The 24,341-nt window shown below is 41.3% G+C and carries 11 protein-coding genes; 9 read left to right on the top strand and 2 right to left on the bottom strand.

Features of this window, described 5'->3' with window-relative positions:
- Positions 1 to 138: 138 nt before the first annotated feature.
- Together U859_RS0112965 and U859_RS0112960 are read right to left on the bottom strand one after the other, a co-directional pair.
- On the bottom strand, positions 139 to 3,057 hold the full coding sequence (locus tag U859_RS0112965; RefSeq protein ID WP_084153063.1) for a glycoside hydrolase family 2 TIM barrel-domain containing protein: 2,919 nt from the start codon (positions 3,055 to 3,057) through the stop codon (positions 139 to 141).
- Positions 3,058 to 3,090: 33 nt separating this feature from the next.
- Positions 3,091 to 3,795, bottom strand: coding sequence for an RraA family protein (locus tag U859_RS0112960; protein WP_029985730.1), 705 nt, complete (start codon positions 3,793 to 3,795; stop codon positions 3,091 to 3,093).
- 432 nt (positions 3,796 to 4,227) lie between these two features.
- Between U859_RS0112960 and U859_RS0112955 the strand changes: the two genes are divergently transcribed.
- From U859_RS0112955 to U859_RS0112915, 9 genes are all read left to right on the top strand, one after another.
- Complete coding sequence (locus tag U859_RS0112955) at positions 4,228 to 4,590, top strand: hypothetical protein (RefSeq protein ID WP_162799927.1); 363 nt, start codon at positions 4,228 to 4,230, stop codon at positions 4,588 to 4,590.
- A gap of 93 nt (positions 4,591 to 4,683) precedes the next feature.
- On the top strand, positions 4,684 to 5,379 hold the full coding sequence (locus U859_RS0112950; RefSeq protein WP_025143787.1) for an ABC transporter ATP-binding protein: 696 nt from the start codon (positions 4,684 to 4,686) through the stop codon (positions 5,377 to 5,379).
- A gap of 16 nt (positions 5,380 to 5,395) precedes the next feature.
- Entirely contained in the window at positions 5,396 to 7,900 is a 2,505-nt protein-coding gene (locus U859_RS0112945) for a TonB-dependent receptor (protein WP_051584691.1), read from the top strand.
- Positions 7,900 to 9,348, top strand: a complete 1,449-nt coding sequence (locus U859_RS0112940) for an ABC transporter permease (RefSeq protein ID WP_025143785.1) — start codon at positions 7,900 to 7,902, stop codon at positions 9,346 to 9,348. The genes U859_RS0112945 and U859_RS0112940 overlap by 1 nt, the downstream gene beginning before the upstream one ends.
- Position 9,349: 1 nt before the next feature.
- A complete protein-coding gene (locus U859_RS0112935; RefSeq protein ID WP_029985729.1) occupies positions 9,350 to 10,714 on the top strand; it encodes a DUF3526 domain-containing protein in 1,365 nt (454 codons plus the stop codon).
- Positions 10,715 to 12,003: 1,289 nt separating this feature from the next.
- Complete coding sequence (locus tag U859_RS0112930; RefSeq protein ID WP_025143783.1) at positions 12,004 to 19,035, top strand: type I polyketide synthase; 7,032 nt, start codon at positions 12,004 to 12,006, stop codon at positions 19,033 to 19,035.
- 23 nt (positions 19,036 to 19,058) lie between these two features.
- Positions 19,059 to 23,294 carry a type I polyketide synthase gene (locus tag U859_RS0112925; protein WP_025143782.1) on the top strand — a complete coding sequence of 1,412 codons (4,236 nt, stop codon included), beginning with the start codon at positions 19,059 to 19,061 and terminating at the stop codon, positions 23,292 to 23,294.
- Positions 23,282 to 23,581 (top strand): acyl carrier protein, encoded by a 300-nt coding sequence (locus U859_RS0112920; RefSeq protein WP_025143781.1) that lies wholly within the window; start codon positions 23,282 to 23,284, stop codon positions 23,579 to 23,581. The genes U859_RS0112925 and U859_RS0112920 overlap by 13 nt, the downstream gene beginning before the upstream one ends.
- On the top strand, positions 23,569 to 24,333 hold the full coding sequence (locus tag U859_RS0112915) for an alpha/beta fold hydrolase (protein WP_025143780.1): 765 nt from the start codon (positions 23,569 to 23,571) through the stop codon (positions 24,331 to 24,333). Before U859_RS0112920 ends, U859_RS0112915 begins: the two co-directional genes overlap by 13 nt.
- Positions 24,334 to 24,341 lie beyond the last annotated feature (8 nt).

The raw sequence follows: 24,341 nt of genomic DNA, 5'->3' as shown, positions 1-24,341 counted from the left end.
AATGTGTTTCTCTTGTATCCTCGTTACAAACGAGTACAATTATCAGCCTGGATCACAATCCCGAACTTTAGGGTGAAAAATCTTTGAAACTTTATTGATAAAGATTTCTCCACTACGGTCGAAATGACGATACTATTATTATTTCAACTGAAGCATTACACTGTCCTGTATAATATCACCTGCTTTTAAAGGACGATCCATTTTTTCTGCATGTCCTCTAAAAAAACGTTCAGCACCCATATTGCCGTAACCTGCTATTAAAGCTTTAATGCCCTGTGTTTCTTTCCAGGCCCTGATGTGCTGCTCACCGTTGGAGGCTACTTTAAATGAAGAAGTTCCATTGCTTAATTGGGCAGAATTGATGTACATCTTTGTGGAACGGAAATCGTTTGTACCCAAATCATTCCGATCTAAGCTCCAGGGCGTAGATGGTAACTTAGCAGGCCCTGCCGGACCTGAAACCTGATTGGCAGAGGTTAACAAGGCTTTGCCAACTGGCCTTCCAATATGTTCGGCAGGATAATAATCCCACTGTGCATTTCTGTTCCAGTCTAACTCCTGGAAACTATTGGGCAAACCGAACACTAATCCCCATTGGCGCGGATTAATTTCTTTTTTGATGGTGTACTTATAATCAATTTTAACGTTGCCATCAGCAGAAAACACATAACTAGTAGTACCACTGGCTTCGCTATAGGCATCGGTGATACTTAACGTAAAGGCATTTTTGGCTTTATTAAATTTAATATCCTTTACAATCCTGTTTTTGCATACATCGGTAAAGGGATCGAATTGCTGGCGCTCACCTGTCATTTGCGTTCCCCTGCCCTCACCAGTTAAGGGTAAAACCATTAACCTTGTGCCCGTATTCCAAACCGGTTTACCATTATTGCTTACCTGCTCTACATCGCCACTCACCAGGTTAAACTGAACATTTAAGCTACCGCTTTTGGCAGTTAAGGTATTGCCCGATTGGTTATAAATCCAGGATTGGCAGGCTGCTTTTGGTGCTGCAGTTAAATCTGTAACCGTTGGTACAATGGCGAACTGATAAATATCAATCAGTACGCCACGGGGATCATAAACTTTGATCGTCATTTTATCAGTTGGCAACGGTTTTTTACTCACCATAACGTTGGCCGTTGTTTTACCGTTTCTTTTTAGATCAGCGGTAATCAGACCAGTTTCGTTAGCCAGATTCCATTCAATTTTACATTCGTTCAGGTTACTAAAAAGCAGCCTGTTTTCCAGTTCAATGGCTACTATGCCGTTATTCCAATTACCGGCCAATTTAATTTTTACCGGTGAATAGATTTTTTTCATGTGCCAGTACTCTGGTTTTGGCCTTCTCCAGCCATCAAGCGGTCCCCAGGTACCATAACCAACCGTTTTTCCGTTTGGCAAAAAGAAAGTATCATCTATACCGGCCCATATTGCACCGCCCAAAACTGCATCGGTGCGGTACATGTTTTCCCACATGGCCTCAAAGCCAATTCCCCAGGCATCACGAACACCAGGATCGGTAACCAGTTCTAAACGGTTATAAGCATTTAGGTGAACATACTCATCAAAAACGATCGGACGTTTGTAATTCCGGTAAGTTTGCGGACCTGTTGGACCAGGATAGTGATGATTGGTAATTTCGAGATCACCCTCATCTGCATCTGGTCCGTATTGGCTAAAATTACGCGGACGGGTTGGATCAAACTGTTTGACCAACTTAGCCGTTTCTTTAAAATATGCCGCATATTTACCGCTCTCGTTACCGATTGACCAGGTGAGTACTGAAGGGTTAGACCTGAAATAGTTAACCATATCTAAAGTTTGATCGACCATTAAGGTTTGGTAAATTTCGGTACCTGCGGGTACCTCGGTATTTTCGGCCCAGCAAAAAGGCGCTTCTACTTCTAAAAACATCCCCAGGCGGTTACAGGCATCAATCAGTTCTTCAGCCGGAGGATAGTGCGAAGTACGGAAATAGTTTACATTGCCTTCCCTGAACAGTTCGACGTCCTTTTCCCACATATTATCACCAACCGAGCGGCCCCGCAAAGGCATGGTTTCGTGGTGACAGATGCCGCGCAGTTTAATCGGCATGTTATTTACAAAAACCCTATTCCCACGAACTTCAATCTGACGGAAACCAATATTTTTGGTAATCACATCTTCGGCTTTTCCATCTTGTAAAATACTCAGTTTTAACACATACAGATTGGGATGTTCCGGATCCCATTTAGCCGGTTTTAAAACATCGAAACTGATGTTCTGCTGCAAGTACTCACTCTTAGCGATAGATTGATCAACCATAGCCGTTTTTTCGGCCACTTTCGTGGTTCCATCAGCTTTAAAAAGTTCCGCTTTTATCGTCAGTTGGTTTGTTTTTATGCTTTGTTCGTTTGCAATAATGACATCGGCACTTAAAGTGGCGTTTTCGTAGTTTTGATCCAAAATGGTTTTGACATCTGCGTAAGCAAAATTTACGGGCTCCAGGGCCATTATATATACTTTTCGTGAAATACCGCCCAACGGATGTACGGCATAGGTTGATGCGCTGGCTAAAGAATCGGCTTTGCTTTCTGATTTCACTTTAACCAGTAATTCATTGCCAGCACCCCATTTTACCGCATTGTTGATGTCGATTTCGAAAGGGGTGAAACCGCCTAAATGTGATGCGGTTTTCTTTCCGTTTACCCAAATTTCTGCTTCGCTGTAAACCGCATCAAAACGGAGTTTAATGCGTTTGTTTTTCCAGCTTTGCGGAATTTCGAAGTTCTTTTTATAACCGGCGTAAACCGAATTTTTTACTTCAAAACCCTGCATTACCCATTCGCCAGGAACCTGAATATTTTTATCGGTGGGTAATGTGTTAATATCTGTTGAAAATTGCCAGGTTCCGTCTAAAGCGATTTTATTTGGTTGTTTTGAGGCCGCTGGCGAGATGCGGTTGAGTTTTAGTAATTGTTTATCGGCTGTGCTATAGGTGATTTTTTGTATCTGCGCATGTGCCGCGATTGCGAAAAACATTAAAACTGTAAAAATTCTATAAAATAGTTTCATTTGTGTGTTTGATTTACTTTTTGAATTTCCCCTTTACATAATCCCATATTTCTCGAAAGCTTCTTTCGCACTCATCCCTTCGAGTATTTTTTTCTGCACCATTTTTTCACCCCTGGCCTTTTCAAGCGACAGACTTACTACTTCGGCTTCATGTTGTTTCGGCACAATGCAAACGCCATCTAAATCACCTACTACAATATCACCGGGATTAATCAATACGCCTTTAATTTCGATAGGAACCCTAAAATCGATAACCTTACCCCGCGGTGCCTGATCCTGCGCATAATTACCATAAGAAAATGAAGGAAAATTGAGGTGTAATATGCCTTTGGTATCTCTCGAGTAACCATCTACCACTGCACCTGCAGCGCCTAAAATCTGCGCCCTTGTACTCATTAATTCGCCCCAGAGCGCATAATCAGGGGATGCACCTGTGCAAATATATACTTCATTTTTTTTCAGGTCATCCAATGCTTCCAGCATTAAACCAAAAGGCTTTTTCAGAACCGGATTACTGCTTTCGTAAGGCCCGCATTCTAATACATCGGCTTCAAGCACGGGCATGGCCCTGCCTGCAATAAACATATCAGGATGTAATGGCTGTATCTGAGGAGGCAGAAACTGATGAAGCAGTCCCATTTTATCCATAATATCGCCTATTACAGCGGTATAAAGTTCTGTTCTTATAATCTCGAAAAGCTCATAGTCATTTTTCCACTCGGTGGGTATAGCTGTCATTTTCTTTTAATATAGGGATGCTTGTAACAGGAAAATTAATTAGCCAAAATTGTATAATAACCAAAGAAAATATTTAATGATAGTTATCTATTTGTTAAACTTTTTTAACATAAAACAACAGCAAAAAGGGATACTATCGACAATTTACTTCATTTTAGTTAAAATTTAAGTCGCAAATTTAGATGAGTGTAGGAGGTTGTTAATTAAGCGCCTGGTTAATAACAAAAGTAAGCAATTGTGAGTAGAGTTAGGCGTTTGGAGTTGGGCGTTTGGAGTCAATCAACCGATTTAAAGAAATAACCGATTAATCAATGACCAATGAACTAATGACTAATGAACAAGTCTCGCGTTTGGAGTCAGTTAACCGATTTAAACAATTAACCATACTCATAAACAATTTGTTTTTCGATTTTTAAATGTAACTTTGTTGCATTGAATTATGCAGTCTATAAATATCGTAATGAAATATTTGCCCGTATATGGGCGCTTTTGCTATTGGCGATATTTTTAAATGCGACACTGATTGAAAGCCTGCATCACCATGTGGCGGGAAAAGTAAGTTATTGCAAGCAAAATTCTGGTTTTGCTCATCAGCAGTTAGATTCGGCAAAGTTAAAATGTAAACTGTGCGAGGTTTTAAAACACCACTCCCATTTTTTCGATCTGCCAGCTCCTACAACATTCGCTCTATCTATTGTTAAACCTGAAGTTAAATCTTGTATTTACTTCGAGCAGCATACCTCTGCCTACCTCCTATCCTGTACCAATAAAGGTCCGCCAGGCTTAAGAGCTTAATCCGCCAAGTCGGGATTTTCTTTTTATTCTTTAATTCAATTCATTTTGTTTAATGCGCAGTCCGGTCCGGTATGTGCCTAAGCCTATATTTTTATGCTTCAAGCCATTTCCTTATCAAAAAATTATCAATCTTACCAGGCCTTAAATCAGCTCAATTTAACCGTTAAGCCTGGTGAAGTATTCTGTTTGCTCGGTCAAAACGGCGCAGGAAAAACCACTACCATTAATCTTTTCTTAGGTTTTATCGAACCCAGTGCGGGAAAAATTTTAATCGACAACAAAGAAATTTCCTCACACGATGATGAACGCCGCAAACACCTGGCCTACATCCCCGAAGTGGTGATGCTTTACGGAAACCTTTCGGCCATCGAAAACCTCGATTATTTTTCTAAGCTGGCCGGATTCAGCTATAATAACCAAAGTTTAATCAATTTTTTAAATCAATGCGGTTTACAGGAAACTGCTCACAACAAACATTTATCGGGCTTTAGCAAAGGCATGCGTCAAAAAGTAGGCATCGCCATTGCACTGGCCAAAAATGCTAAGATTATTTTAATGGATGAGCCCACCAGCGGACTGGATCCTAAAGCGACGGCCGAATTTACACAACTGGTTAAACAGCTGGCCGCAGAAGGCAAATCTATTTTAATGGCAACGCATGATATTTTTAATGCGGTAAACGTGGGTTCGCATATCGGTATTATGAAACAGGGCGAACTGATCCATACGTTAAAAGCCAGCGAAATCAGTGCTGCCGATCTCCAGGAATTATACTTACAAACCATTTAAAAAACGAATTCATTTCATGAACCCAACATATAGAGGTTTTTCTATTTTCCATAAGTTTGCTTTATTACTGCTTTTTAATGCAATTTGCCTATTCGGTTTCGCTCAGGTGAAGGTAAGCGGAAGGGTAACCGATGCCCAAAACCAGGCCATTTACAAAGCAACCGTTAAATTTAGGAACGGCAAAGATCAATTGAATACCAGCAGCGATTCGCTTGGTAATTTTTCCCTTATTTTACCTAAAACGGCTAATTATACCCTCACGATAAGTGCCATCGGTTACAGCAGTTTTAGCCAGATTTACACTATTAATACCAATGATTTAAAACTGGATGCCATTATGCTTCAACCCAGCAATGAAGAATTGCAAACGGTGGAAGTAATTGGTACCAACGGCAAAAAATATTATGGCAATTATTCATTTTCTGCTACCAAAACGGCTACTTTAAACAAGGATATTCCACAGGCCATTTCTTCAGTTTCTAAAGAATTAATAGCCGACAGGCAGGCCGCGGTACTTGCTGATGCAGTAAAAAACGTCACAAGTGTATCGCAGAGCAGTTATTACAATCAATTTTCCATTAGGGGGATTAACCAGAACGAAGAAGGGGCCATTATTAACGGTATGCGTACCCATCAGTATTATTTTAACCAGCCTTTAACGAATAATTTGGAGCGGATAGAAGTGATAAAAGGTCCGGCAAGTGCCACCTTTTCGAGCGTCGACCCTGGGGGAAGCATTAACCTGGTGACTAAAAAGCCACTCACCGAAGACCGCAAAGAGATCAGCCTTTCGGCAGGAAGTTTCAGCACTATCCGTGGCGCGTTAGATCTTACAGGACCGCTAAATACAGAGAAAACGCTGCTTTACCGCCTTAACCTGGGATACGAAGACAGCAAAAGTTTCAGAGACCTGCAATATAGAAAAGGTTATATTATCGCGCCTTCCTTCTCCTACATCCCTAACGACCGTACCAGTTTAAATGTGGAGGTGGTGATGAACAACAGTAATTCGAGGTTAGATCGCGGTCAGGCTATTTTCGGAGCCATCGCCGGACAAACGGATTTAAAAAGTACACCAATCAGTTTTAACATGGGCGCCAGCAACGACCGTTTTAACAGTCAGGATTTAATGCTGATGACCAATTTTTCGCATAGCCTTACTAATGATATCGTATTTAATGTGGCTTACATGAAGCAAAACTGGACAGAAGATCTGTTAGAACACCGAACCACCAATGCCTTTGGAGTGGATGAAAATAACCAGCCTATCCCTACCCTGGCGGCCATGCGTACGGTTCAGAGACAACAAAAATGGCGTACCGATAACCTGAGCAGCTATTTTAGCATCAATGCCAATACTTTTGGATTAAACCATAAATTGGTTATAGGCTACGACAGGATCAACACCCAGAAACTGCGCGGTGGTGGCGAAAATTCGGCCCAGGGATACCGCTTAAAAGATGGTACCATCGCCGCAAGATATGATCCCACCAAAAAAGACCTCTATCAGTTTAAAGTAGTAAATGGTGTAAATGCGCCAGTGCCCAATGTAGAGCACTTTAACCTGGCCAATCCAACCTATACCATCAAGAATTTAAGCGATTATATTTTTACGAAAACAGAAATTCCGCCAGCCTACAACCTAATCAATGCGGTGTATCTGCAAGATCAGATCAAATATGAAAAGCTGACGTTAACGCTGGGCCTGAGACAGGAATGGTACGAAGATTACAGCAATTATAAACTCGCTACCGAAAAAAGGGTTGACCAGCATAAACTTTTACCGAGGATTGGAATTACTTATGCCATCAACCCAAATATTAACCTATATGGAACTTATTTACAGGGTTACCAGCCACAGGGCAATACTTCTACACTGGTTATTGTACCTCCGCCAGCAGGCAGCAATTTTAAACCTTTAGAAAGTGATTTAAAAGAAATCGGTGCAAAATCAGAATGGCTGAATAAAAACCTGATGGTAAATGTTTCAATTTTCGAGATTAACCAAAAAAACCTGCTGATGAATGCCAACGATCCTCTGGATGTAAACCGTTTAATTGAGCGCGGTGCGCAGCGCAGCCGGGGTGTAGAGCTGGAAGCATCCGGTTTTATCAGACCGAACTGGCAGTTTAATGCAGGTTATAGTTATGTGGACGCCATTATCAAAGATGATTTTAATCCTGCCTTAATTGGAGAACGGGTACAGAATACGCCAAAACACAGTGCCAGTATTTGGACACGCTATAATTTTGAAATACAAAAGTTAAAGGGCATTGGTCTTGGTGCAGGTGTGCAATACAGCGGCAATAAACTTCCATTGTACATCAGGGATTTTGTACTTCCAGCATATACTCTTTTTGATGCCGCACTTTATTATTCGCCTGCAGGCGCTAAAGTTCAGCTGGCTGTAAATATGAACAACATCCTCAATAAAACCTATTGGGTGGGTGCCCAAAATTACCTCCGCCTTTTTCCAGGCACGCCAAGAAACGTAATGTTTAACGTAATGTATAAAATATAATGCCGAATAGAATTATTACGATAGCCAAACAGACCTTTAAAGCAGCTTTTAATAATAAAGGCACCCTGGCCCTAACCCTTTTATTGGGTTTATCGCTTTGCCTGGCCACTTATATTGGCTGGCAAAATTATAAAACACAGAACAATCAGCGCCTGCATTATAAAGAATTGGTAAGGAAGCAATGGCTGGCAAAGCCCGATAAACACCCGCACCGGATGGCACATTACGGTTACCTCGCCTTCCGCGAAAAACACGAACTGAGTTTCTTCGATTTTGGGATCGAAAGTTTTGCAGGTGTATCGATCTTTTTAGAAGCACACAAACAGAACACCGTAAATTTCAGCGAAGCGGGTTTCTCTAACGGCATGTTGCGTTTTGGCGAAATCAGTGTGGCCATGGTGTTGCAGCTGCTGGTACCTCTATTGATTTTCTTTATGGGCTACAACAGCATTTCCGCTGAACGGGAATCAGGAACCCTAAAAATCCTGTTATGCCAAGATGTAAGCTGGAAGCAATTGCTTTGGGGCAAAACATTGGGGATCATCGGAGTATGCCTGTCTATATTTCTTCCGCTCATCCTGCTTACCATCCTACTGTGGTCATCTTTAAGCCATTGGCAGATTAGTACTGATTCCAGTTTACGCTTATTGATGCTCATTTTAAGTTACGCGGTTTATTTTTTCATTATTGCAGCCCTTACCGTTTTAGTTTCGGCCTTTGCCCGCAGTTCTAAAGCAGCTTTAATTACCTTATTGGCCTGCTGGATATTTTTTATGGTAATTATGCCAAGAATAACCCAGGCTGTTGGTGTAAAAATCCACCCTTCGCCAGCTAAAATAGAATTTGCCGATGCCATTGCGAGCGATATTAGTAAACAGGGCGATAGCCACAATCCCGATGATTCGCATTATGCTGCCATTAAAGATTCCCTGCTCCAGATGTATGGTGTTGATGATGTAAAAAAACTTCCTTTTAATTATGGTGGCTATATTATGGCCGAAGGAGAAAAGATTACTTCTAAAATTTACAGCAATCACCAGAAAACACTGAACAAAACTTTCGAAAAACAGAACGAAATTACTACAGTGGCAGGTTTCTTTAATCCATATCTGGCATTAAAGCATATTTCGATGGCTTTAACCGCATCTGATTTCAACACTTTTGTCGATTTTCAGAACCAGGCAGAAGCCTATCGTTACCAGCTTGCCCAAAAGATGAATAAACTGCAGATCGAAAAGATCAGCAACATTGCGCCCGGTGAAAACGAAAAACCTTTGGCCATCAGTAAGAAAAACTGGGCAGAGCAGCCCGATTTTAATTACCGTTTCGGGAAATTGCACACCGTAATTTCAAATGAATTATTGGCACTTAGCGCTTTAAGCTTTTGGCTCCTGACCACAATTTTCTTGCTCCAATATGCCACCAGATGGATTAAAACAATATCTTAACATGAAACAAAGTATATATCAACTCGAATTTAAACTCTTTTTCAGAAATAGCCAGGCGTGGATCGGGATTATTGTATTGCTCGTAACAGGCTTTGCCGGATTGTATTTTGGCAAAACATTTATAGCCAAACAACAGGCAGTAATTGAAAAAGCAGCTGTTTTGCAAAAGAAAAACACCCTCAATAATATCGATCACTTTGGTAAAGATATTGGCCTGTTTTTTTTCCAAAATAAATTCTCAGTGGTCAATACACCGGATCCCTGGTCGGCTTTTGCAAACGGACAAAGAGATGTAAATCCTTACCTGATTTTAGTAACTATGCTGGGTTTGGAAGGACAACTTTACGATACCGACATCAATAATCCGGTCAGTTTGCTCATGGGCAATATGGACCTAAGCTTTGTTTTTATCTTCCTGTTCCCGCTGGTGATTATCGCTTTCACTTACAACCTGCTTTCCGAACAGCAGGAAAGTGGTGTTTGGTCGCTGTTAAAATCGCAAACGGGGAAATCGTTTGTCATTATCAGGCGAAAATTTTCAATCAGGGTAGTGGTCATTATTGGGGTAGCTATTATATTACTTATGGTCGCTAAATTTTATTTAAACCTACCGGTCGATTTTACTTTTTTAGCTGTATTTGCCTTAACCATTTTGTATCTGTTTTTTTGGTTTGCGGTATCTTTCTTTTTCATTTCGCTCAACAAATCTTCTAATTTTAATGCTTCGGCAATGGTGGCAGTTTGGGTACTCATCTGCATCGTTATCCCGGCATCCCTCAATCTTTTCCTAACCAGGAAATATCCGATACCAGAAGCTTTACAAAATGTAATCAATCAGCGCGAGGGTTACCACGAAAAGTGGGATATGGCAAAAGAAGTAACCATGAAACCTTTTTTCGAACATTATCCACAACTTAAAAAATATCCTTTCCCGCAGAAAAAAACATTTAGCTGGTTTTGGTACTATGCCATGCAGCAAATGGGCGATGACCAGGCTTTGACAAGCAGATTGGCCATTCAGCATAAACTCGAATCCAGACAACACTTTACCCAAATGGTTGCTTTATTCTTCCCTCCCATACAAACCCAGTTGGGGATCAATAAAATGGCAGGATCTGACCTGGATAATCACCTGGATTTTCAGGATGCAGTTAGAAAATATCACGAACAGATCAGGCTGCATTTTTATCCTAACATTTTCCTCAACCAGGGCGTAAATGATACCAATATTAAAAATTACAAACCCGAAAAATATATCCGGCAGCAAGTACCATCTGTTTGGATCAATCTACTATCGATAGTACTGTTTGCCTCTATTTTAATGGTTATTTCAATTTTTAATTTTAGAAAGGCAAACCGTTTTTAGAGATAGAATTAACTGAATGCAACAGATCCTAGTCTTTGATGTGAAGTCAGGTGTTTCCACCTGACTTAGCGTATTATCCCAAAAGATTTGATTAAGTGTAAGATGGTAACATCTAACACCACGGATAGATAGTATTAAAGATTATTGAATCTAATAATTTGTCCCGCAGATTACGCGAAATACGCAGATTTCATTTCAGCGTAAATCATGTTAATCGGCGGGATTTGTGAAGTCAGGTGTTTCCACCCGACTTAGCATATTATTCTAAAAGGTTTGATTAAGTGTAAGATGGTAACATCTCGCACCACGGATAGATAGCATTTACAGATTATTGAATCTTATAATTTGTCCCGCAGATTACGCGAAATACGCAGATTTCATTTCAGCGTAAATCATGTTAATCGGCGGGATTTGAAGTCAGGTGTTTCCACCTGACTTAGCGTATTATTCTGGAACATTTGATTAAGTGTAAGATGGTAACATCTCACACCACGGATAGATAGCATTAAAGATTATTGATTCTAATATTTTGTCCCGCAGATTACGCGAAATACGCAGATTTCATTTCAGCGTAAATCATGTTAATCGACGGGATTTGTGAAGTCAGGTGTTTCCACCCGACTTAGCGTATTATTCTAAAAGATTTGATCAGGCGTAAGATGGTAACATCTTACACCACGGATAATTCTCAAATATCTACAAACAAAAACCCTGCAATATTAATTAATTTAAACTACAAATAACACTAATTTAAAATACATAACTATTTTTATTAAAAATTTAAAATATTTATTCAACATAAAATACAGATATCCAATTTTATCATTGTTAAGTACTTAAACACCTTTTTATTGAAAAACAATAAAAATATAAAGCTTAAAACAGATTAAAAACTAAAAAATTCGTTATAAAACACTATAAATCAATTTTTTTATAAATTAAAGATTTAAAAAATTAATTTGATCTTAATATCCAGCTAACATTTAATTGTTTTAACAGTTTATCTTACTAAAAAACAATAAAAAATCATAATAACAAGGACTTATCTGTTCATAAAATTCATTTTTGTTCATGAATAGGTTTAAAGGAGTCCTCCCGTTCAGTTCGTTCATTCCCCTTTATTTAAAACAATCTGCCATAATCAATTCGTATCTTGGTCTAATTAATCATACACACTAATAGCGGCGCTAAAAAGCTGTCTTATTGTGTATTACGGCAGGCATAAAGAACCATTATGTTTCGCTTAGAAAAATCCACCAAACAGATTAGAAAGATTAAAATCTAAAGCCATGAACAAATACGCCATTATTGGAGTAACTCCATTCGAAATCCCAGATCAAAGATTGGTTTCCAATTTACAAAAAGCAGATTGCTTTCCGGTTCTCAGCCTTGGACATCGTTTAATTGAAGCTAAACATGCTATCGAATCACTTATCGCCTCCGGCATATCCAATTTCGGTGTAAGTATCAATTCAGTTGAAATGGCCAATATCACCCTTCCTGAACAGGTAAGTTTAGTAATTGCGCCTTATGATCTTTCGCTAAAAAGCAAAACTACCGCAAAAATCATCCATCAGGTTTTCGATCTTAAATCGGCTATAGCTGCACAAAAAAACGGCGCTTATGGAATTATCGTAAAAGGAAATGAAGGCGCCGGACGTGTGGCTTACGAATCTTCTTTTGTGCTTTTTCAACGCATTATTAAAGCAGTTAACATTCCGGTTTGGGTTCAGGGCGGTGTGGGCATCCATACTGCTGCCTCTTTAATGGCTCAGGGCGCAGCAGGCATTATTTTTGATAGTCAACTGGCTTTGTTCCCCGAGTGTTCCGCACCCGAAGATTTAAAAGCGGTTTGCGGCAAATTAAGTGGAACGGAAACTAAACTGATTGATAACTGCCGCGTATTGGCCCGTCCAAATTCACCGGCATTGGCAGAAGATACAGATTACAATGGTCTTCAGCAATATTTTAAAGGTTACGATCTGGAAAGCAATTATCTTCCAATGGGTCAAGATATTGCGTTATCGATTGACCTGGTTACCAAATATAAAAAGCTTGATAAATTGGTTTTCGGCATAAAAGAAGCCATTTATGGTCATTTAAAACAAGCAAAAGCCATCAATGTAATAAAAGCGAATAACTCACTTGCACAAGATCTGAACATCACCTATCCTATTGCGCAAGGTCCAATGACCAGGGTAAGCGATGTAGCGCCCTTTGCTGATGCCGTTTCGGAAGCTGGAGCTTTATCATTTATTGCGCTTTCCTTATTAAAAGGTGTATCGGCAAAAAACCTGATCGAAGACACCAAAAAACTGGCGGGTGAAAAAACCTGGGGCGTTGGTATTTTAGGTTTTGCGCCGCAAGAACTGAGAGATGAGCAACAGGAATATATTTTAGAAGCTAAACCACCTGTTTTGTTAATTGCAGGCGGCAGACCTTCGCAGGCTAAACCCTTTGAAAAAGCTGGTATAAAAACCTTCCTACACGTGCCTTCTGCCTCTCTTTTAGACATGTTTTTAAAAGAAGGTGCTAAACGTTTTGTGTTCGAAGGCCGCGAATGTGGCGGTCATGTTGGCCCCCTATCAAGCATGGTACTATGGGAAAAACAGATCGAACGTTTATTAAAAGAAGAAAATCCGGAAAGTATTAGTGTTTTCTTTGCCGGCGGCATTCATGATGCTTTTTCTACCGCTTTTATTTCGGTAATGGCTGCTCCTTTGGCTGCCAAAGGAATGAAAATCGGTGTATTAATGGGCACTGCATACTTATATACCAAAGAAGCGGTAAGTACTGGTGCCATTTTAAACAAATTCCAGCAGGAAGCCATGCTGGCAAACGAAACTGTACTGCTTGAAACCGCTCCAGGACATGAAACCAGGTGTTTAAATTCTTCATTTACCACTTTCTTTAATGAAGAAAAAAAGAAACTTCAGGCAGAAGGAATGGATAAAAAAGAAATCTGGGCTAAACTCGAGTCGCTTAATGTTGGCCGTTTGCGAATTGCTGCAAAGGGAATTGAAAGACGTGGCGATGATCTGGTAAAAATCGACGAGGCAGAACAAACTGATCTGGGTATGTACATGATTGGTCAGATTGCCCCTATGCATAAAGAGGTAATGTCGCTGCTTGATTTGCATCAGGATGTAGCCGCCCATAACTATACGCACATATTAAATGCCACACTCCCAATACCCCCACAAAATAAAGCGAAAGCCCTTGATGTGGTCATTGTGGGAATGGCCTGTATCTTTCCAGGGGCTAAAAACCTCGAAGAATACTGGCGCAATATTATTTTGGGTAAGGATTCGGTAACCGAAGTACCGGATGAAAGATGGAACAAAGAACTCTATTATAACCCCGATTCTACTGATGGCGATATGTCGCACTCTAAATGGGGCGGTTTTATCCCAAGGATAGATTTTGACCCCTTAGAATTTGGTATTCCACCGCAGTCGCTTGCGGCCATAGAACCTACCCAACTGCTTACCTTAATGGTAGCCAAACAGGCCATGCAGCACGCAGGTTATGCCGATGGCGGTGTGGATAACGAAAATGTTTCGGTAATTATTGGTGCCGAAGGTGGAAACGATCTGGCTAACAGCTACAGTTTTAGGGGCTTTTACAAACAAGTTTTCGGCGAAATGCCAGCTGAAGTAGATGCCGTATTGCCAAAAACCACTGAAGATTCTTTCCCTGGCATTTTGGCAAACGTAATTTCGGGCAGGATCACCAACAGGTTAAACTTAGGCGGCAGAAATTATACCGTTGATGCGGCATGCGCTTCATCTTTGGCAGCAATCGATCTGGCCTGTCAGGAGTTATTTTTAGAGAAATCGGATATGGTTTTGGCCGGTGGAGCAGATCTGCACAACGGCATTAACGATTACCTCATGTTCTCGAGCACACACGCCCTCTCTAAAAAAGGAAGATGTGCCACTTTTGATGCCGAAGCCGATGGAATTGCCCTTGGCGAAGGTATTGCCATGATCGTATTAAAAAGATACGAGGATGCTTTACGCGATGGTGATACGATTTATTCGATTATTAAAGGTGTAGGTGGCTCAAGCGACGGCAAAAGCCTTGGTTTAACTGCACCACGCAAAAACGGACAGGTAAATGCTTTAGAAAGAGCCTACAGTCAGGCTGGAATTACACCATCACTGGTTGGTTTGGTAGAAGCACATGGTACGGGTACCGTAGTTGGTGATAAAACAGAAATCAGCGCACTAACCGATATGCTCAACCAATCAGGCGCAACCGTAGGGCAGACACATTTAGGCTCTGTAAAAACACAGATTGGCCATACCAAATGTGCTGCCGGAATTGCGGGTTTAATCAAAGCATCCTTATCAGTTTACCATGGCATTAAACCACCTACCATCAATTTAAAAACACCAAATAGTTTCTACAATGCTCAAACCAGTCCATTTGCTTTCCATACGGAAGCTGGTTTATGGATGGAAGAAAAACGATATGCGGGTGTAAGTGCCTTTGGTTTCGGCGGAACCAACTTCCATGCCGTATTGGAAAGTGCGCAAAATATAGAAAACACAAATTCGATCTTAAAATCATGGCCTTCTGAACTTTTTGTTTTCAGAGGTGATACGTATGAAGAAGCTAAAGCAAGTATTATTTCGGTAAAAAACCTTTTAGAACTGAACGATCAGATCGAACTGAAAGATATTGCCTATAGCTTAGCAACTGCTGATACCAAACCTGTTCAATTAAGCATCGTAGCCAATCATGCCGAAGATCTGGTAATGAAAATTGATCTTGTTCTATCAGGCGTAGAAAGCAAAGACACTTACCTTACTCAAAAACAGGATGGCAAAGTTGCTTTTATGTTCCCAGGGCAAGGAAGCCAACGCGTAAACATGGCCAGAGATCTTTTCGTGGTTTTCCCTGAAATGAGAAAACTATTGAAAGCCTATCCTGAATACGAAAAAATCCTTTTCCCGAATACCGTATTTAATGATGCCGATGCAAAAGCGCAAAAAGAACGCATAAAAGATACCCGCATGGCGCAACCGCTATTGGGTATTGTTGATCTGGCCATTGCCAATTTCTTAAAATCATTGGGTATTGTACCTGATATGGTTGCGGGCCACAGTTATGGAGAATTGCCAGCACTTTGCTTTGCTGGTGCTTTTGAAGAAGAAGCTTTGGTTCACTTGAGTGCAGAAAGAGCAAAAGCTATTTTAAATGCGGTAGAAAACGGCGATCCGGGCACGATGCTTGCCGTGAGCGCAAAACAGGAAGACCTTACACAATACCTGGGCAATATCAAAGATGTTTACCCGGTAAACTTTAATGCACCAACGCAATGTATAATTGCAGGTAGCACTGCAGCCATTAGCCAATTGGCCGCGCTTTTAAAAGAAGCTAAAATATCTTTCCGTCCGCTTGAAGTAGCCTGCGCTTTCCATAGCCCATTGGTGGCTAAATCGAAACGACTTTACCAAAAAGTGCTTTCTGGAGTAAACTTTAATGATCTAAAAATTCCGGTATGGTCTAACACCACTGCAAAAGAATACCCTGTTGAAGCTGCCGCTGTAAAAGAACGTTTAACCGACCATTTGATAAAACCTGTCCTTTTTGTTGATGAGCTTAGGGATATGTATGCCGCCGGAGCCAGGGTTTTCGTAGAAGTTGGCCCTGGCAAGGTGCTAAGCGGCTTAACCAAATCCTGCATCGGCAAAGACGAAGTGATTTTACACACCGAAGATCAAGGTCAGAACAAACTCAGCAATTTATTGGGCACACTAGCTGGCTATATGGCTACTGGCCGCGAAATCAAACTAGAAAAGCTATTCGAAGGCCGTTCAGTTAAAACCATCAAACTGGATGAACTTTCTATCTATAAAAAAAGTCCGGCTATCTGGTACGTTAACGGTCAACACGCTGTTCCATCAACAGGTAAACTTCCGGCAAATGGTGCATCACCTATTACTAAACCGATTATCCTTATGAACAACACCTCTACCCTAACCGAAAATCAACAGGTTAATGGCTCGGCCAAAGATCTGATGATGCAGGAGTACCTGCATAGCATGAAAATGCTGATTCAGGCACAACGCGATGTAATGCTTTCCTTCCTGGGGCAGGCTCCCGCAATGCCTTCGCAAATCATGAACCAGCCTTTAACATCATATCAGGCACCTCAGCCTGTCCGCATCGAAAATCAGATCACAGCAAAACAAGAAGTGCCACAGGCACAAACAATCGAAGTAATCACACCTGTTGTTGCACAAAAAGACATAAAACTGGTGCTTTTGCAGCTAGTAAGCGATAAAACCGGCTATCCACAAGAAATGTTAGGTATGGAAATGGATCTGGAAGCCGATTTAAGTATCGATTCCATCAAACGCGTAGAAATTATTGGTGCTTTACGTACCGAACTGGGTGGTTTTTCTCAATTAAACCTTCCGGAAGATAAAATTATGGAGCAGCTTGCCGGACTTAAAACTTTAGCTACTCTCGTAAACTGGATTACAGAAAATACTGAACAGCCAAAAGAGATTAGTGCCCCTAATCCAGTAGCAACAAGCCAGGCTGAGCCTGCAAAATTCTCCATCGACCAGTTAAAATCGGCCATTCTTGAAATTGTAAGTGAAAAAACGGGCTATCCAAAAGAAATGCTGGGTATGGATTTAGATCTTGAAGCTGATTTAAGCATCGATTCAATCAAAAGAATGGAAATTATTGCCTCACTTAAAGAAAAAATCGGTTTTGGCTCACAAAGTGAAAAAGCTGATGATTTAATGGAAAAACTGGCTGCAATTAAAACCTTAAATGCGCTGGTAAACTGGATCGCCGATGTTGAAGCGGAAAGCTCGGAGGTGCTTACAGAAGCAAAAAAGCTTATTGAGGAGAGCATCGATGATCAAACCGTTAAAGAAAAATTATCGCGTTTGAGATTTGAGCTAACTCCTGCTGCATTGACCATTACCGAAGCAGCCATACTAAAAGGACAGCGTTTTGCCTTAACCGATGACGGCGGCGGACAAGCACTTAAAATCAAAAAAGTGCTGGAGAAACATGGTGCCATTGCCGATCTGGTGAACTTTGAAGATTCACTGGATGGCTACCAGGGCCTTATTATCCTGAACATGTTCGAAGCACAGCAAAAAGTGGGCATTCTCGATCATTTCGCCACCATAAAAAAACTAAACTTTGATACTGTAAAATGGGTGTACCTGATTGCAGATACCAAACAATATTTTAACGATCAATCGGATATTTCTTTCCTGAGACATTATCAGGGTTACTCCGGTTTCTTTAAAAGTTTAGACCGCGAATACGAACATACCAAATGCCGTTTCATCAGCCTGGAAACCAAAATGACACCTGATGAAATCACCAACATTACCTTAAACGAAATCCTGAATCCGGATAAACCTTCGGAAATCATTTACAACGACCATAAAAGACACATTATGGAACTTGTACCGCATCAATTAAGTACCGAAACCGATGCGCACATCCATTTGGATAAAGATGCAGTAGTGATGGTTTTGGGTGGTGCACAAGGCATTACAGCCGAGTTGATGATTCATTTCGCGAAAGATTATCCTTGCAGATACATTTTGGTAGGCCGTTCGGCAAACCCGATCGCATCGGCAAATGAAGCCAGTTCTTCGTTAAAAACCAAAGATGAGATCAGGCAATACCTGATTAAACAGGGAGAAATTAAAAAACCAGCCGAGATAGAACAGGAAACCAACCGGATTTATAAAAACAACCAGATTTTACGTTGCATTGCAACTTTAGAAGAAGGTGGTTCTACTGTAGTTTACGAATCGCTAGACCTTAAAGACGAAGAAGCATTAACCCGTTTAATCACTCAGGTTTATGAGGATTATGGCCGTATAGATGGTATAGTGCATGGTGCAGGTTTACTGGAAGATAAATTGTTCCACAGTAAAACATCCGAATCTTTCGGACGTGTTTTCGACACCAAAGTAACCCCATTAAGGGTATTAGCTGAGCAATTAAGACCAGAAACTCAATTTGTGATCCTTTTCTCGAGTATCGCTTCGGTTTACGGAAACCGTGGGCAAACCGATTATGCCGCAGCAAACAGTGTAATGGACAAATATGCCTGGGCCTTAAAACAGAAGATTCAAGGCAAGGTAATGGCAATTAACTGGGGCCCATGGAAAGGTGCGGGTATGGTTTCGCCAACATTAGAAAAAGAATACCAACGCAGAGGAATTGCATTGATTCCGTTACAGGATGGAATGGAAACTTTCTTGAACGAACTAAAATATGGTAAAGAAAGCCAGGTATTAATCATGGCTGGAAACACCTGGACATAGAAAATCGCATAACCAAACAGCAGATGAAGAAAAGCGACGTAGCAATTATTGGAATGTCATGCATTTTTCCGGGTGCGAAAGATTTGCAGGCCTTTTGGGAGAATATTATCAACCGCGTAGATTCTACACAAGAGGTTCCGGCTGATCGGATTGATCCTGTGCATTTCGACAAAGCAGTGAGCGGGGTAGATCGTTTTTATTGCAACCGAGGAGGCTTTATTCCCGATCATCATTTTGATCCGCAGCGCTTCGGGATTTTACCCTTAGCTGTTGAAGGTACCGAACCCGATCATCTGTTAACCTTAGATCTGGTTCACCAGGCATTAGAGGATGCATCTGTATTCGAAAAAAAATATTCCCTCGATAAAACTGGGATCATTATTGGCAAAGGCAATTATGCGGGGCCTGGGGCAACCCGCGCCATCGAAATTGTAAGAACTGGCGAGCAAATTTCGAGTGTATTAAAAGACTTAATGCCGCAACTTACTGATGCAGAAATTGAAAAGGTAAAACACGAATTCCAATTGCGCAAAGGCCGTTTTAGTGCTGATACCGCTATGGGTCTGATCCCTAATTTAGTGGCTTCGTTGGTAGCCAATCGCCTTAATTTAGGCGGACTGGCTTTTACTTTGGATGCTGCCTGTGCCAGTTCACTCATCGCGGTTGATCATGGCGTGCAGGAACTAAATAGTGGCCGTTGCGATATGATTATTGCAGGCGGTGTACATTTAGGTCAGAATGCTGCTTTTTGGAGCATATTTTCTCAATTGGGTGCTTTATCCAAACAAGAAAAAATAAAACCTTTCGATCAGAATGCCGATGGACTGATTATTGGCGAAGGTTGTGGTTTTGTTGTACTCAAACGCCTCGAAGATGCCATCCGCGACCAGGATAAAATCTATTCAGTAATTAAAGGTGTGGGCATCAGTAGCGATGGCAGCGGCACCAGTGTAATGAGCCCGTCGGTTAAAGGCCAGTTAAAAGCCATTACCGAAGCCTGGAAAAATGCAGAATTAGAAAGTAAAAATATCGGCTATTTAGAAGCCCATGGTACCGGTACACCGCTTGGCGACAAAATCGAGGTAGAAACCCTGAAACAGTTTTTTGGTCAGGATGCAGATCTGCCAAAAGCGGGTATCGGTTCGGTTAAATCAAATATCGGCCATGCGATGCCTGCTGCAGGAATTGCCGGCTTAATTAAATCGAGCTTGGCACTGTATCATGGCATCATCCCTCCTACTTTACATTGTGATGAACCCGTTACGCAACTAGCAGAAACCCGTTTTTCGGCGGTGCAGAAAGCTGCAGACTGGAATCAATCGGGCTTACCAAAACTAGCGGCCGTAAATGCCTTTGGTTTTGGTGGAATTAATGCCCATGTGGTATTAACTGCCTACCATACACCTAAAAAAGATAAGGTTTTGGTAATTGCCAGGCAAAGTCACGAAAATTTGATTCAATCGCTCGAAAACGGCGATTATAGCACCGGACAAGGCAATTTCCGTCTGGTATTATTCAATCCAAGTGAAGAAAGGATCAAAAAAGCACTTAAAATTGTAGCTAAAAATGCTCCATGGAGAAATAAACAGGATATCTGGTATACCAATTCGCCGTTATTGGCCAACGATGGCAAAATAGCCTTCGTTTTTCCGGGTTTAGACGGGCTTGCCGATGGCGAAATTAAATCGGTAGCCGATTATTTCAACATCAGTATCGAAGAAAACGAAAAACAGGATGGTCTTTTGAGCGAAGCGCTCAATATCCTGAACAAAAGCAGCGTTTTAGACCAGGCTTTAAAACAATTAGGTGTTAAATCTGACATGAACGCAGGCCACAGCCTCGGCGAATGGCTTGCAGCAAGATCTTCGGAACTGGCAGAAGAAAGTTCGGTAATGAATTTACTGAATGTACTTAACCCCGAAACTTTTGAACTCAAAGATTCGCGCTTTATTGCCGTTGGTGCCGGTTTAGCTACCCTTCAACCCATTATAGAAAGTATTTCCGATTTGTACCTTTCGAACGATAACTGTCCGCAACAGGTAATTCTTTGTGGCAGTAAAAACGCGCTTGATGAGCTGGTACCAATATTAAAGGTGAAACAGATTTTTCATCAGATTCTGCCTTTTCAATCGGGTTTCCATTCACCATTTGTGGCCGATAAACTGGGATTGATCCTCGAGGGCATGCAGGACATGCAGTTCAGGAAAACCACTACACCACTTTGGTCGGCTACTACTTTAGAAACTTATCCAGAAGGTTTCGAAGCCATTCGCCAGTTAAGTGCCGAACACCTGATTAAACCGGTGCGTTTCCGCGAGCTTACCGAAAAACTGTATGCCGAGGGCGCACGTGTATTTATCCAGGTTGGTTCTGGTGGTTTAGTTGGTTTTATCGACGATACTTTAAGGGGGAAAGATTTTAGCACCATTAGCGCCAACGTGCCTATCCGTTCGGGTATTACGCAGTTGCAAAGGGTTTTGGCTGCACTTTTTGTCGAAGGAAAAGAAATCGGCCTAAATTACCTGGGCAACATTAAATCAACGCCGCCTCAAAAAAACAAAGGCATCAAACTCGAACTCGGCTCGCCGATTATCCATAACCTGCAAACACTTAAAGGTTTAACCATTAAGCAAAATCAACCTGTGCAGCCTAAAACTTTTGTAGAAGCCAAACACCCCGTTTTACAGGCTTTTAACGAGAATGTAGTGGAAATGATCAACATGCAGAGCGAAATGATCGAACTTTTCGAAAATGCAGCCTTCCAGGTTGATCAGCCGGTTAACTGGGCGCCGGCCGCACCGGTAAAACCCGTTAGACAAGCCTTTAGCAAAACGCTGGATGTGAGTTTGGAGAACTGTCCCTATCTCATCGATCACTCGCTATTAAGACAGCCAAAAGGCTGGCCAACGGTAGAAGATATGGATCCGGTGATCCCGATGACCATGATTTTTGAAGTGTTTGCCGAAATTGCAAATGCGCAATCGCCAGAGGAAAAAGTGCACAAAATTATGAATATGCGCGTTTTCCAATGGATGAATGTGGTTAAACCTTTTCAGGAAACCGTAACCGGCGAGTGGAAAGATGAACAAAGGTTTTACCTTAACCTCGAACGTTTTGCAAATGCAGAAGTACAGTTGGCTACGCAGTTAAACTCCGCTCCAAACAGAACTTTCGATATTGGCAAATTACTAGATATCGACCGTACTTCTGCACAGATTTACGATGCCCACATGTTCCACGGACCAGATTATCAGGGTATCAAAAAACTGGTTGCAGTTGGCGAAAAAGGAATTACAGGCATCATCGAAGCATCAGGCGGAAAAGGCTCATTGCTCGATAATGCTGGTCAATTGTTTGGTTTGTGGTTGCAGCTCACTTTAGAAAAAGATCGGATAGCTTTCCCTGTTAAGATCCAGGAGATTGAATTCTTTGGCGATATGGCCGATCAGAAAGGTACTTTCGAATGTACCTGTGTGCTTACCGAAATCAACGACGAATTTGCTACGGCCGATATAGTGATGAAAAGAGGTGGCATTACGTGGCTCATTATCTCTGGCTGGCAGAACCGCAGACTGGAAATAGACGAACCGCTTTGGAACGTGTCGATGTCTCCGCTCCACAACCGTTTATCAGAAGAGGTTGCCCCTGGCGTTTTTCTTTTCGGAAATGCTTATTCGCGTGTGGTATCGTGGGATTTTATCCTGAAAAGATATTTCAACCAAACAGAAAAGAAACACCATAACAACCTTTTGCCCAATAAAAGAAGAACCTGGATGATCAGTCGCGTTGCAGCAAAAGATGCCGTTCGGAATTTACTGAACACGCAGAAAAACCAGGCCTGTTATCCGATTACCTTCGAAATTTATTCAGACGAACACCGCAAACCTTATGTTAAAGGTGGTTTAACAGATAATATCAACATTTCCATTGCGCATAAAGGCACCGATTCCGTTGGCATAGCCCGTTTTAACGAACCGGTTGGCATCGATATCGAGCACATTGAAGAACGCAGCCCAGGCTTTTTTGATCTCGTTTTTAACGATCACGAAATAGAGCTGCTTCAAAACCGCGATAAAATTGAATGGGCAACCCGTTTCTGGGTAGCCAAAGAAGCTTATGGAAAATACCTGGGTAAAGGCTTACAGGGTAACCCGAAAGCCTATACCGTAGCAGAAGTAAACGGCGAAGAATTATGCATTAATAACATTACAATAAAAACAATCAAACATAAAAACTATATCATCGGATGGACAGTATAACAACTAAGAAACTGAGCAGCGAAGAAATTTTCGACCTCATGAAAAAATTTATCACTGAAGTAATCGGCGAAGAATTTGTTGAAGAAATGGATATCACACCCGAAAGTTCTTTCACCAAAGACCTTGAAATGGACAGCATCGAAATCGTATCCTTCTCCGAAAAAATCAAAGCACATTTTGGTGAGCAGATCGATTTTACGGGCTGGTTATCATCAATGGATTTAGATCAGCTGATCAATTTAAACCTGGGCATGATCATTTCTTATATCGAAGAATGCCAGTCATAACCGTAAGCGGCAAATCGGTTCACATTCAGGAGCTCAACAAAGGCGCTGCTGAAACCATCGTGCTCGTTCACGGGATGTTCAGTAACCTTTCTGTCTATTATTTTAATATCGCGCCATTGTTGGCCACAAAATATCATGTCGTACTGTACGACTTAAAAAGTCATGGCATGAGCGAAAAGGCTTTGGAGGGATACGATTTAGAAAGTATGACCAACGATCTGTTTGCCTTAATGGAGATATTAAACATTAAGCAGGCTCATTTAGGCGGTTATAGTTTCGGTGGATTGATTGCCTTAAAAATGGCCATCCGCTTTCCGGAACGCATTAACAAACTGGCCATTATTGAAGCACCGGATCCGAATGATGATAAAACCAGGGGAATTATTGATGAGTACAGCCGCGAATTTCTGGAGCATTACGTCGAAAATTTTACCGATACCACCAAAGTGAAAATGGGTAAAAGGCAAATGGAACGCAACCACCGCATGTACGAGTACCTTTTTTATCAAACTTCGATTAAAACTGATATGGAGCTCGAAAAAGACTTTTTCGGCAGCCCGGCAATTGCAACCATAAAACAAGCTACCCTATTATTATATGGTACCGATTCTAATTGTTTAAATGCAGGGAAATACCTTGATGGGCTGATCGAAAATGCATCGTTAATTGCTGTACTGGGCGATCATAATATCCCGATCCAACAACCATTGGTAATTGCTGAAACATTGTTAAACTTCTTCCAGGAAACATAAAATTAAAC

Source organism: Pedobacter jeongneungensis (genome assembly GCF_000633455.1).
Classification (GTDB): Bacteria; Bacteroidota; Bacteroidia; order Sphingobacteriales; family Sphingobacteriaceae; genus Pedobacter; species Pedobacter jeongneungensis_A.
The sequence above is the reverse complement of the archived record's forward strand: the minus strand, read 5'-3'. Positions and strand labels throughout refer to the sequence as shown.